Annotated in this window: 8 protein-coding genes, 1 pseudogene and 1 riboswitch; of the genes and pseudogenes, 6 read left to right on the forward strand and 3 right to left on the reverse strand. The window is 66.2% G+C overall.

From position 1 onward, the window contains the following. Position 1: 1 nt before the first annotated feature. From AC1C2O_RS12105 to AC1C2O_RS12120, 4 genes are all read left to right on the forward strand, one after another. Positions 2–1,849, forward strand: coding sequence for an ABC transporter permease (locus tag AC1C2O_RS12105; RefSeq protein ID WP_495430687.1), 1,848 nt, complete (start codon positions 2–4; stop codon positions 1,847–1,849). Beyond that, complete coding sequence (locus AC1C2O_RS12110; RefSeq protein WP_495430688.1) at positions 1,846–2,862, forward strand: LacI family DNA-binding transcriptional regulator; 1,017 nt, start codon at positions 1,846–1,848, stop codon at positions 2,860–2,862. The genes AC1C2O_RS12105 and AC1C2O_RS12110 overlap by 4 nt, the downstream gene beginning before the upstream one ends. A gap of 42 nt (positions 2,863–2,904) precedes the next feature. Then, positions 2,905–3,792, forward strand: a complete 888-nt coding sequence (locus AC1C2O_RS12115; protein WP_495430689.1) for a phosphodiesterase — start codon at positions 2,905–2,907, stop codon at positions 3,790–3,792. 41 nt (positions 3,793–3,833) lie between these two features. Continuing rightward, a riboswitch (SAM riboswitch) is annotated at positions 3,834–3,950 on the forward strand. A 39-nt stretch (positions 3,951–3,989) separates the two neighbouring features. After that, a complete protein-coding gene (locus tag AC1C2O_RS12120; protein WP_495431765.1) occupies positions 3,990–4,598 on the forward strand; it encodes a hypothetical protein in 609 nt (202 codons plus the stop codon). A 122-nt stretch (positions 4,599–4,720) separates the two neighbouring features. Here AC1C2O_RS12120 and AC1C2O_RS12125 read toward each other — a convergent pair. Then, a pseudogene (locus AC1C2O_RS12125) lies at positions 4,721–5,137 on the reverse strand (serine hydrolase); the annotation flags it as partial. A 197-nt stretch (positions 5,138–5,334) separates the two neighbouring features. On the opposite strand from AC1C2O_RS12125, the gene AC1C2O_RS12130 reads away from it, so the two are divergent. Further along, positions 5,335–6,288 carry a hypothetical protein gene (locus tag AC1C2O_RS12130; RefSeq protein WP_495430690.1) on the forward strand — a complete coding sequence of 318 codons (954 nt, stop codon included), beginning with the start codon at positions 5,335–5,337 and terminating at the stop codon, positions 6,286–6,288. A 65-nt stretch (positions 6,289–6,353) separates the two neighbouring features. Here the strand turns inward: AC1C2O_RS12130 and AC1C2O_RS12135 are convergent, their stop codons facing one another. After that, positions 6,354–10,412: a DUF5979 domain-containing protein gene (locus AC1C2O_RS12135; protein WP_495430691.1), complete on the reverse strand. Its 4,059-nt coding sequence runs from the start codon at positions 10,410–10,412 to the stop codon at positions 6,354–6,356. Between the two features lie 234 nt (positions 10,413–10,646). Between AC1C2O_RS12135 and AC1C2O_RS12140 the strand changes: the two genes are divergently transcribed. Continuing rightward, positions 10,647–12,170, forward strand: coding sequence for an ATP-dependent DNA ligase (locus AC1C2O_RS12140; RefSeq protein ID WP_495430692.1), 1,524 nt, complete (start codon positions 10,647–10,649; stop codon positions 12,168–12,170). Positions 12,171–12,231: 61 nt separating this feature from the next. Here the strand turns inward: AC1C2O_RS12140 and AC1C2O_RS12145 are convergent, their stop codons facing one another. Then, a complete protein-coding gene (locus AC1C2O_RS12145) occupies positions 12,232–12,408 on the reverse strand; it encodes a hypothetical protein (protein ID WP_495430693.1) in 177 nt (58 codons plus the stop codon). Positions 12,409–12,430 lie beyond the last annotated feature (22 nt).

The following is a 12,430-nucleotide window of genomic DNA, read 5'->3' on the forward strand; positions in this document are numbered from 1 at the left end:
CATGGCCGATCCGAAGAGGCCCGTTCCTCCGCCATCGGCGGGGTTGCCCGGCGAGGTGGGTGCGCTGACAGGCGTGGCATCCGCAGCCCGAGACAATAAGGACACTAAGAACCGCAAACCGGGCAGCATCCGCGCGATGCTCCGCTCGCCGATGGCGTGGGTGACCGGCATCGCCGTCATCTGGTTCGCCGCCGCGTTCCTCGTGCTGCCGAACGCCGCACTGCTGGGGACGACGTTCTTTCCGGATGGGCAGTTCAGCATCCGGGCCGTCGAGAAGCTGCTCGGCAGCGAGCGCGCGCTGAAGACACTCGGCAACAGCTTCCTGCTCGCGATCACCCTGTCGATCACCGTCAACGTCGTGGGCGTGTTCATTGTGCTGGTGACGCAGTACTTCAAGATCCGCGGGGCGAAGGTCCTGTGGCTCGGGTACGCGACGACGCTCATTTACGGCGGCATCGTGCTCGCCGCGGGCTACAACTTCATTTACGGCCGGTTCGGGTTCTTCACGAACATGATGGTCAACTGGTGGCCCGACATGAACCGGGACTGGTTCTCCGGCTTCTTCGCGGTCGCGTTCGTGATGACCTTCGCTACCACGACGAACCACATGCTGTTCCTGTCGTCGTCGCTCGGCAAGGTCGACTACGCGTCGATCGAGGCGGCGAAGCTCATGGGGGCGTCGTCATGGACGATCCTCCGCCGCATCGTGCTGCCGGTGATGAAGCCGATGCTCTTCGCCGTCACAGTGCTCACGTTCCTCATCGGTCTCGGCGCGCTGACCGCACCGCTCGTGCTCGGCGGCCCGGACTTCCAGACCGTCGCGCCGCTCATCATCGACCTCTCACGCAGCCCGATCACACGCGACATCGCCGCGCTCCTCGCGATCGTGCTGGGTGTGGCGACGATCATCCTGCTTGCGATCATGAACCGGGCAGAGAAGTCGGGCGTCTACTTCTCGGTCGCTAAGGTGGCGACGCCGATCCAGAAGCAGGCGATCCGCAACCCGTTCGCAAACGTCGTCGTGCACGTGATCGCGTACGCGCTCTGGGTGATCTACCTGATTCCGGTGGTGCTGATCGCGGTGTTCTCATTCGTGGATGCGCGGAGCATCCTGGCTGGCACCATCACACTCGACAGCTTCACACTCGACAACTACATCACCGTGTTCAGCAGCGCGGAGGCGATCCGCCCGTTCATCGTCAGCGTCGTTTACAGCGCGCTCGCGTCGGTGATCGTCGTCGTCGGTCTGCTGTTCGTCGCGCGGGTGCTGCAGAAGCATCGGAACATCTTCACGACCGCGATCGAGTACGTGCTGCACATTCCGTGGATCCTGCCGATCGTCCTCATCGCGCTCGCTCTGGTGATGACGTTCGACAAGCCGCAGGCGATCGTGGGCAACATCGTGCTGACCGGCACGCCCGTGCTGCTGCTGATCGCCTACATCTGCGTGAAGATCCCGTTCACGCTGCGGCTACTTAAGGCTTCTTTTGCGTCCGTTCCTGACTCACTGGAGGATGCTTCGCGCATTCTCGGCGCCCGGTCGCTGACGGCATTCCGGCGGGTGCTCATCCCGCTCGTTCTACCGACAGCGGCGGCGATCACGGCGCTGAACTTCAACAGCCTGCTCGACGACTACGACGCGGCGATCTTCCTGTACCACCCGCTGTTCCAGCCGCTGGGTGTGGCGATCCAGGAGAGCACGCGCGGCGAGAACAATCTCGACGCGATGCCGATCACGTTCGTCTATACGGTGCTGCTGATGGTCATCATGGGTGCCACGATGTATCTCGTGTATGGACGAGGATCACGGGCAGGCTCGCCCCGTCGACGAAAGTCGCGGACCGCATGAGTACTGAGTGCACCCCAGCGCTGCGCGTCACGATCAGTGATGTCGCAGCGGCAGCCGGAGTCTCGCGGGCGACCGCGACGCGCGCGTTGAAGGGTGAAGGTCGCTTCTCTGAGGAGACGCGAGACCGGATTCTCGAGGTGGCCGAGCGGCTCGGATACGTGCGCAACACGATGGCGGCCGAGCTCGCCGCCGGGCGCACAGGCACCGTCGGCCTGATGCTGCGCGATGCGAGCAACCCCGCGTACGGGCTGCTGTTCTCGCGGCTGCAGGACGAGGCGCATCGCCGAGGGCTCGATCTCGTGACCGTGACAATCGGTGCCGACCCTGCGGGCGCGGAGCAGGTTGGTGCGCTGCATCGCCTCCTCGGGATGCGGGTGGCGGGGCTGATCGTGGCGACGGGTGGTATCACCGCCGCGCAGCTGGAGCCATTCGCCGATCAGGTGCCGATCGTGCGTGCTGGCCGGGTGGAATCGGCGGACCGGATCCATACCGCGCACTACGACGATCCGGGTCACGGGCGGATGCTGGCGTCACATGTGCTGTCGCTCGGGCACCGTCGGGTTGTGGTGTTGGCTGCGAGCGCGGAGGTGTCGTATCCCGAACACCTGCGTGCGACGGCGATGCAGGAAACGCTCAAGGATGCAGGGGCATCGGTGACTCTGGTGTCGACCGCCGCCGGCCCGGAAGACGGAGTTTCTGAGGCGTTGTCCGCTGTGCGCGATGGGGCGACCGCGGTGATGTGCGCATCGGACTACCGACAGCTCGCCGTGATGCGGGCCGCCCGCGCTCTTGGTCTGTCTGTGCCCGGAGACGTCAGTGTCACGGGGTGCGATGGCATCCTGCCCGGGGCCGACCTGCTGGGGCTGACGACCGTGCGGATTCCGGTGGAGGACGTCGCCGCTGCCGCTGTCGAGACCATGCAGAAGCTGCTGACCTCAGGTTCGGATGGCACGGTGCGGCGTTCGTTCGAGGGGACTCTCGTGCCCGGGACGACGGCCGCATCCGTCCGCTGACTTGCGTTTCAACGACTTACTTTTTGCTGACTTGGAAGACGAATGATCCTTACCGAATACCCCCGTCCGTCGCACACCTTCGTGCACATCTCCGACACGCATCTGCCGGGTGAGCGGTCGCCGCTCTACGGCAGCGGGACGGATGCCGACTCGAATCTGTCACTCGTCCTGTCGCGGTTGGTGGCGAGTGGATTGCGGCCGGATGCCCTACTGATGACGGGGGATCTGACCGACCGCGGGGACGCGAGCGCGTATCGGCGGTTGCGGGCGCTGGTCGAGCCGGCGGCGGAGGCGCTGGGGTGCGAGGTCGTGTGGGCGGCAGGCAATCATGATGATCGGGCGGCGTTTCGGGCGGAGCTGTTGGATGCCTCGGGGGATGCACCCGTCACCGAGGTGCGCTGGTTCGGCGACCTGCGCGTGATCGTGCTGGACTCGACTGTCCCCGGTGCGCACTGGGGCGAGATCGACGATGCACAGCTGGCGTGGTTGGCCTCGGAGCTGTCGGTGGCTGCTCCGGGCGGCACACTGCTGCTCATCCACCACCCGCCGCTGCCGACGGTGCTGGATCTGGCAGTAACGGTGGAGCTGCGTGATCAGTCGCGGCTCGCTTCTGTTCTTCGCGGGACCGATGTGCGCGGCATCCTCTCCGGGCACGTGCATCACCCGTCGTTCGGTACGTTCGCCGGCATCCCGGTGGCGGTGGCATCGTCGAGTGCATATGGGCAGGACCTTGCGCAACCGGTCGGTGCGACACGGGGGCAGGATGCTGCGCAGGGATACAACTTCGTCCATGTGTACGCGGAGACGATCGTGCACTCGGTGGTGTCGCTGGCCGCCGGGGCAGATGTTGGGGAGCCGGTTGCTGCGGATGAGGCCGGACGGCGGATCGCGGGGAGTGAGATTGGGTGGCGGGAGCTGGGACGTGTCTAGCGTGGAGTGATGTCTGGGCTCCCTGCTACAGTCCATTTCAGGTTCAAGAGTTGCAGCCAGAGGTACCTGGCCGGCTGCACGGCAACCCTCCTCCATCGAGCGGGGTGCCCCAGGGGAAGAACCGGTCCGACGCAGACGTGTTCGGGCAAGTCGATGGGTTCGCGACGCGCGAGCCCTCCCCATGAAGGGATGCTCTGATGAGCGAGAACACCTTTATCCATGCCGATCACTCACGGGATCTGTGGTGGTACCGACTCGGTCTCCGCGACAGCACCGCCGCCGGAAGCAGCGGCAACGAGCGTTACCTCCAGTCCGCGCGGCGCGACTATCTGAGCTCACTTCGGCCGTCGGGATTCACCCGCTCCACCGCTGGTGGCGATGTCATCCTCACCCTCGAACAGGTCGGGGCCGAGCTCGACGCCATCGAGCAGTCGATGGTGATCGCCTCGCAGAACGAGGCGAACCAGCGCCGCGAACGAGGATGGGCGAACGTACGCAGCGCGCTCTCGGCTTCGGATGCCAACATTCAGGTCGAACGCGGCGACTGGGCCGGATTTACTCGGGGCCGAGCGCTCGCGTGGTGCTGGAACCTCTATCAGTACGAACCGCGCGGGTTCGTGCATCCTGGTTCGCAGCTACGCACAGAGCGCACGGCCGAGCTCGAGGCCGGCCTGATCCCGGACGGGTTCGGATACGCCCAGCGCGCCATCGGCCTCGAAGCGGCCGGGTTCACGCCAGAGACGTATCGGCGCGCGCAGGAGGCGCTCGGCAAGTCGACGTTCTCGCCGGCTGACGTGACGCGCTGAATCGGATGCCGCGGTGGGCCGACTTGTGTCGACTCACCGCAGTAAGTGACGGCGCGTGGCGGGCGGCCATGGGGAAGGCCGTTCCCCACGCTTCGCCAGGACAGATTGGCGTCTTCGGTGATCGCCTTGGCCACAATGCTCGACGAGAGGGGCTTGGACAAAGACGCGATCTGAAACACGGTGTCGACGTCTACGGACTCCTTCGTCGTCACGTCGCGCACACCGTATCCCTCTTCGAACACGACCTCACCGTTTGAGACGACCGCCACTGCCGCACCAGGCACTCCGGTCTGCTCGAGCGCCTTCTCGATGAACTCGGGGAGCGCGTCGACGGCTGCAGCCACTGCCGTGTCGCGATCTGTGTAGAGCTCGACGACGTCCTGGCCGGGGTTTCCGCCGAGTGCGACGGCGAGCCCGCTCGAGGGCGACGGTTCCTCGGTCGTCCCGTCGGTGCACGCCGTGATTGCCAGCGTGAGTGCTGCCACCGCCGAGACAGCGACAACGCGTGTGATGCCCTTGGTGCTGCTCATGACGTTCATGTCGCGGCCTTCGGTTAGTTATCTGTGAGCGGATCCATGGCTTCTTACGCCCCAACGAAGCCATGGATCCCGTTCCCCAGACAATCAGTCTGCGTGGACAGAAGCGGACAAGACAACCCCCGCTTCCGGCCACGGCCTCAAGAGGGCGTCCGGATGCGGCCACATGCACCATGATGGTGTCTACAAACACTCCGGAGGTGAACATGGAAGATAGGGCACTGCTCGAACTGATCTACCGCAGCCGACCTCAGACGGTAGCGGAGCTCGCCAGCACCGCGCACGCGGATGAGGGCGAGGCCGCCGACGCCGTTGCGCGTCTCGCGCGAGAAGGTGCGATCTCGGTGCGCGATGACACGATCGCGTACTCGACGCCGGCGATGTGGACGGCCGACGTCGTCGAACGCGATTTGCGTGCGATGCGGCAGACGACGAACGAGGCTGCCTCGCGAATCGAGGCGCTCGTCGCAGACCTCCCGGCTCTGCTGCGTCACTGGGCTGTGGGCGAGGCATCCGGCGATATCGTTCCCGCTTTCGTACGACACGGGCCGACTGCGGCAGAAGACCTCTGGTATGAGATCGCGCAGGATAAGAGCGACACCGCCTGGGGAGTGCTCCCCGATCTCGGCCGCTACCTGCAGACTGATCCCGCGCGCGCCAGCCGTTTCGCGGAGATGTTCGCCGGCAAGAAATCGGTGCGATCCCTTCTCCCGCGTTCGGTTGCAGAGGAACCACGGCTCGTGGCGGCCGCCGAGCGCTACGCCGCCGTCGGGGTGGAATTCCGCCTTCTCGACGACCTGCCGAGTTGGTTCTGGATCGACGGCGACGTGCTCGCATTGCCGATCGAATGGGGCGAGGGTTGGCCGTCCAGCGTGGTCGGTGTCCGTAGCGCGTCCCTCGCCGAGCTGGGCCGCAGCCTGTTCCTCGAGCTCTGGCATCGCGCGGAGCCGATCGGCCGTGCGGAGCAGCCGTGGGCGCCCCTTCTTGCACTGATGAAGCAGGGCGTCACTCTCGACGCCGCATCTCGCAGCCTCGGGATCAACCCGCGAACCGGTCGGCGCCGTATTGCGGCAGCGATGGAGCAGTACGGCGTTTCAACACTGTTCGCCTTGGGTGTGGCGTGGGCCGCAGACGGGAAGCCCACCGCACGCTAGGCGGTGGGCTTCTTTCTCCCGACGCGCCACGAACGTCCTACCCGCTCGTCGCGATGAGTCGACGCTCACGCCTCGTCGACGCGTGACCTTCGCCGTAGTGCCAAACCCAGGGTCAGTAGCGCCGCCCCGACCACCGCTAATAGCCAGGAGCCGTCGTAGCCGGTAGCGGGAAGCGCTCCTCCTGGCGAAGGCCCGGTGGTGCTTGCCGTGTTCGTCAGCGATACGGCCACTGTCGCACCGTCTTCGACAATCTCGACGGAGTCCGGCGAGAACGTGCTCGACTCCCACTCGATGCCGTCGACCTCCGGAACAGCCTCTGTGTACGTGATCCCCGTACCCACCGGGAACGTCACCGGAGCGCCGTCCTGCGTCGGCCCAACGGCCGCGCCGTCGGCGGGCACTTCAAGTGTTCCCGTCCGCGAGGTACCGTCAGGCAACTGCGCGGTCCACTCCACCCCGAAGACGACGTCGGAGGGAAGATCCGCAGCGCTAATCCCCTCGAGCGATTTCGCCACCGTGAAGCCCCCCTCACCTTCCCCCGGTTCCGCACGGGATGCCGTGTTCGTCAGCGATACGGCCACTGTCGCACCGTCGTCGGCGATCTCGACGGAGTCCGGCGAGAACGTGCTCGACTCCCACTCGATGCCGTCGACCTCCGGAACGACCTCCGTGTATGTGATCGCCGTACCAACGGGGAACGTCACCGGAGCGCCGTCCTGCGTCGGCCCAACGGCCGTGCCGTCGGCGGGCACTTCAAGCGTTCCCGTACGCGAGGTACCGTCAGGCAACTGCGCGGCCCACTCCACCCCGAAGACGACGTCGGAGGGAAGATCCGCAGGATCGATCCCTTCAAGCGATTTCGCCACCGTGAAGCCCCCCTCACCTTCCCCCTGCTCGGCAAGGGATGCAGCGTTGGTGAGGGTCAGCCCCAGCGCCTCGGTCGTCTCCGCCTGCACCACGATCCACCCGTCCGAATCGGGTTCGAGTACCTGATCTCCGAGTGTCCACACCGGGATGCCCCAGTCGACGTCCGCAATCGCGGGCGGTTCGAGTTCACGAATCTGGATGACGGACCCGACTGTGACACGGTCGAGGACGAGCGGCTCGCCAGGGGTGATTTCGGCACGCGTCGGGGTGAGGGCGTCGAGAACGGCGTACTCGACGGGGAATCTGACGTCGGGCGGGAGCGCACCGCCAGTCGCGTCGTCCAACCTCTTCTCAACGCTCACGCTCGTGCCTGGTACTGCCGTGTTCGTGACCGTGAGCTGCACGGTCTCGGCGTTTTCCGCGATGACCACGCTGGTTCCCGGGGACCACTGCGGCGTCCCCCACTCATAGAGCGGAGGAAGCGCGCCCTCGGGGAGCTCTCGCTCTGTGAGTTCGATCATGGTGCCTACCGGGAATTGCCTTCCCGGCCCCGCCACCGTCCCGTCAGCGGGGACCTCGATCGTACCGGCAGCGCTCGCGCCACCGGGGAGTGTAGCGGTCCAGTCGACGGCAAAGGACTCCGCGAGCAGTTCGTCCGGGTCAATGACGCTGAGCCCCTTGCTGACCTCGAAGGTGCCCTGAGCTAGCACCGCGGTGTTGGTCACGGTGACCCCTGCGGTCGCGTTTCCCGCGACGGTGATTGTTCCGGGATCGATCGTTGCCGGTCCCCAAGTCCAGCCGAGCAGGTCCGGTAGCTCCGTCTCATCGAAGGTCACTGTCGTACCTGCCGGGAAGGTGAGCGGCTCGCCGTCGGCGTCGGTGGGGGGAACAGCGCCATCGCCCGCTGCGAGTGTCGTGGTGCCCGCCACCGTCGACCCGTCCGGGAAGGTAGCCGTCCACGCCACGGTGAACTCAAGGTCGTCGGGGACGTCCGCGGGCTCGACACCATTGAGGTTCTTCTCGAGAGTGAAGGAGCCGGTGGGGAGCCGTCCGACGTTGGTCGCCTCGAGTTGAACGGTGTCACCGTCGACGAGCGCGAGGGCGTAGAAGCCGTCCTCATCGATCTCAGTGAGTGGTTCGCCACCGACGGACAAGACCGGCTCCTCCCATACTTGGTCACCCGGTTCGAATCCGGCTTCCCGTACCCAGACAGTTGTGCCTGGGGGGATCGGGTCACCAGCGGGAGTCGTGGCGATTCTCACCGGTTCGCCGACTGCGATCTCCGCCTGCTCGATGGAGCGCGGGTCGGTGCCTGGCGGATCGAACGTGTACTCGATCGTGAAGATCGGGATGTCCTCGCCTTCAGCGTCGAGCACCTTCAGGGCTGTGAAGGCTGTCTCCGCGCCTAAAGGCTCAAGTAGGTTCGTCAGCACCACGCTGGCGACCTCGCCCGCGCGATCGATGGTGAGCGTCGAGTCTGGGCTCCACGACGATCCGGCCCAGGCGAATCCGGCGGGCGGAGCAGGGAGGTTCGGTTCGGCCAGCGTGACCTGCGTGCCCACGGGGAACTGGATGGGATCGCCTGCATCGTCCACCGGGCCGGCAGTCGCGAATGTCCCATCGGCAGCGGCGACCAGCTCGAGCGTGCCGGAGTCTGGGGCGCCGCCGTCGGGGCGATCGGCGGTCCAGGTCACTGAGATGACGGTGCCCTCAGGCAACAGAGGCGGCGCGGGCGAGCCGTCAGAAACCGTCTTGGCTACCTCGAAGGTTCCCGTCTGCCGTACGGCAGTGTTGGTGAGGGTCACATCCACAACCGAGTCACCGGCATCGGTGATGGTCACCGACAGCGGATCCGTAGACCAGCCCGACCAGTCCCATCCAGGCACCGGGTCCGGCTCGCGCTCTGTGAAGGTCACTTCCGTGCCGATCGGGAAGGTTGCCCTTGTTGCCGATCCTGTGCCATCAAGCGCTTCCGGACCCCGTGCGGTGCCGTCAGCGGGCAACTGAATTGTGCCGGTCTCGACGCTCCCGTCGGGAAGCATCGCCTCCCAGTCAACGGGGAATTCCGTGCCCTCGGGCAGATCGCTGAGGCCGATGCCCTCCAGCGCCTTGCGCATCTGGAAGGTGCCGCGCGGTTCGCCGCACGTGATCGTGGAAGCGAAGAGGTAGGAATGAACTTCCCCGCCGAGCAAGTGGACGTTGTTGCCGAAGACCTGGCCCTCTAGCGGCGCGGCGTCAACCGTGACGTCAGCGAAAGGTGCGTAGACCGAGCCTTCGATCCGGGCGCCGGTGTTCGCAACGGTCACCTCGCCGGTAACCGCGGAAAGGTCCCACAGAGTGAACGGCGCGTATTCGCCGGCTGGATCGATCCGCAGCCCCTGCACGTTGGTCGTGCCCTCAGGCACCTTGATAATCAGTGGATTGGCAGCGCCCGGCCGCACCTCTGTACTGAACTGCAAGAGCTCCGCGCCCGCGATGTCCTCGTACGCCACGACGTTCGGGCGGTCCGAAGCAAGTGCTCCCAGAACTTTGCGGGCACCGACATCCTCAGCGACCCCCACGTGCCATGCGTCCTGCCCGGTCGGGTCCGTGACAATGGCCAAGCACTCAGCCATGTCTTCGATCAGGGCGTCCTCGTTCGCTCGCACGTAGTCCGCAACGACCTGCACGGTGTCCGACTCGGTCTGCTCTGTGAAGATCGACGTGTTCGATCCGTTAGGCGGGGCGGCGTCGGCCGGGTAGGACTGCGCGGTGGCATCGATGAGGGGAGGCGCACCGCCGAGCGACATACGCACCCAGTTGTCTCCGCGCGCAGAAGTCGTGAAGGGAGCAATCTCACGGTCGACCAGTTTCAGGGTGCCTCGGGACTCCGGACTTCCCGGGGCCGGCACATTCTCGCGGCCGGCGTTGGTGATGTTGATCGATCCGACGTTGGCGGCCGAGTCGTCGTAATTCCCGATCAGCAGGCGGGTCGGATCGCCGTCGACGGTCGGCAGTGTGTACGCGCCGGTGCCGGCTACGACGTGCAGGATCGCGTAGGTCGCAGCTTCCGTCACCGTGAGTGTCCCACCCACAGCGAGCGAGCCTTCGAGCTCGTCGTTGCCGAGGACGGCGTTCTCCCGGGCGTAGACGGTGAACCCGCCCGTCGACGTGAAAGGGTTCACCTCTCCTGCCGCGGCCGCAGCGGCCGGTGGAGCGGTAGCCGTCTGCACGGCGGTGCTGACAGTCGCCCCACCCGCGAGGAGCGCAAAGGCCACACCACCCGACAACAACCGTCGACGTTTGCTCTTCGAATTACTGAATTGACCTCGCATAGCCCCCGCCGATAGGTCGCCTGTCACTTGGTATGCCAAAGGCTACACACGCGGCGGAAACAGCACACCCCCTTTTGTTCGTGGGGGATATCGTGTAGTGGCATCCGCACTGGCCCGGTATTGAGGTGAGCGGAAACCAACCGCTTGAACGTCCGACCACGGTGCAAGAATGCCAACATGGAGCTCTCCGATCTGGCGGAAACCACTGAGACGGTCGCGGCCACGTCGTCGCGGTTGGCGAAGACCGACGCTCTCGCCCGGCTGCTCGAACGCGCCGAGCCAGACGAGATCCCTGTAATCACGGGGCTTCTGCTCGCCGCTCCTCGCCAGGGTCGCCTGGGCGTCGGATGGCGCGGCATCACGGCGCTCGACGTCTCGCATGCCGCCGAGCCAACCCTCGCCATCGCCGATGTCGACCATGCGCTCGACGCGCTCGCCGGCGCTTCCGGGTCTGGCTCGGCGGCAGTCCGCACCGGCCTGCTCACCGACCTCGCCTCCCGCGCCACCGCCCGGGAGTGGGACTTTCTCGCCCGCGCGATGCTGGGTGAACTGCGCACCGGCGCGCTCGGCGGCGTGCTGCTCGACGCGATCGCCCGCGCGTCGAGCCGCCCATCCGCAAGCGTCCGCCGAGCCGCGATGCTGTCGGGAGATCTCGGCGAGACCGCCCTCCTCGCGCTCACCGGTAGTGCCGAGCAACTCGAGGCGGTCAGCCTGCAGGTCGGCCGGCCGGTGCTGCCGATGCTCGCGGCCACCGCCGCTACGCCGACCGCTGCGCTCGAGCTGACCGGCGAGGCATCCGTCGAATACAAGCTCGATGGCGCCCGCATCCAGGTTCACCGGCACGGCGACGACGTCGGCGTCTACACCCGCAGCCTCGCCGACATCACCCACCGCGTCCCCGAGATCGTCGAGATCGTGCGCGGCCTGCCCGCCCGCGACCTCATTCTCGACGGAGAGACGCTGTCACTCGATGAGGACGGTGGACCGCGCCCGTTCCAGGAGACCATGTCGCGCTTCGGCGCTGATGCTACCCGTGACGTCGCGCTTCGGCCCTGGTTCTTCGACCTGTTGCACGTCGACGGTCGCGACCTCATCGACGAGCCCCTCGCCGTCCGCCTCGCCGAACTCGAGAAGGTCGCTGGCGGTTGGCGCATGCCTGGCATCGTCACGGACGATCCGGATGCTGCGGAGCAGCTGTCCCGCGAGGCACTCGCGGCCGGGCATGAGGGCGTCCTCGTCAAGGCCATCGGATCGCCATACGCTGCCGGGCGGCGCGGCAAGTCCTGGGTGAAGGTCAAGCCGGTTCTGACATACGACCTCGTGGTGCTCGCCGCGGAATGGGGGTCAGGGCGCCGGCATGGGCTCCTCTCGAACCTGCACCTCGGCGCCCACGACCCCCAAGGCGAGTTCGGCGAACCCGGCGGGTTCGTGATGGTCGGCAAGACCTTCAAGGGACTCACGGACGAGCTGCTGCAGTGGCAGACCGAAACGTTTCCCGAGTACGAGACCCACCGCAGTCCGTATGCCGTGTTCCTGCGCCCCGAGCTCGTCGTCGAGATCGCGATCGACGGCGTGCAGCGCTCGCCCCGTTACCCCGGCGGCATCGCCCTGCGCTTCGCCCGCGTCAAGGGCTACCGTCCCGACAAGACCGCGGCGGAGGCCGACACTATCCAGACCCTGCGGGCGCTGCTGCGGGCGTGACTCGGGCCTGAGCACGGCCTGTTGATCAAGCCAGCGTCCGTCATTGCCGGGGTTCTCGCCGCTACTCCGACTTGCTGAAAGCCCCGCGCAGCACCAGGAACACCACCACAGCGACCACAGCCACGACGGCGAGCTTAGCGATGAACCACAGCACGCTGAACAGAACGCTGACGAGAGTCCACGCAATGATGACGGCGACGACAACACCGACGATGGTCCACACGCTGCTCTTCTCCATGCATCAAGCCTAACTGCGCAGC

This window comes from Microbacterium sp. Y355, from assembly GCF_059445345.1.

Coding starts and splice junctions, on each gene's coding strand:
- AC1C2O_RS12105 (WP_495430687.1), top strand. CDS start 2: ATGGCCGATCCGAAGAGGCCCGTTCCTCCGCCATCGGCGGGGTTGCCC.
- AC1C2O_RS12110 (WP_495430688.1), top strand. CDS start 1,846: ATGAGTACTGAGTGCACCCCAGCGCTGCGCGTCACGATCAGTGATGTC.
- AC1C2O_RS12115 (WP_495430689.1), top strand. CDS start 2,905: ATGATCCTTACCGAATACCCCCGTCCGTCGCACACCTTCGTGCACATC.
- AC1C2O_RS12120 (WP_495431765.1), top strand. CDS start 3,990: ATGAGCGAGAACACCTTTATCCATGCCGATCACTCACGGGATCTGTGG.
- AC1C2O_RS12140 (WP_495430692.1), top strand. CDS start 10,647: ATGGAGCTCTCCGATCTGGCGGAAACCACTGAGACGGTCGCGGCCACG.
- AC1C2O_RS12145 (WP_495430693.1), bottom strand. CDS start 12,408: ATGGAGAAGAGCAGCGTGTGGACCATCGTCGGTGTTGTCGTCGCCGTC.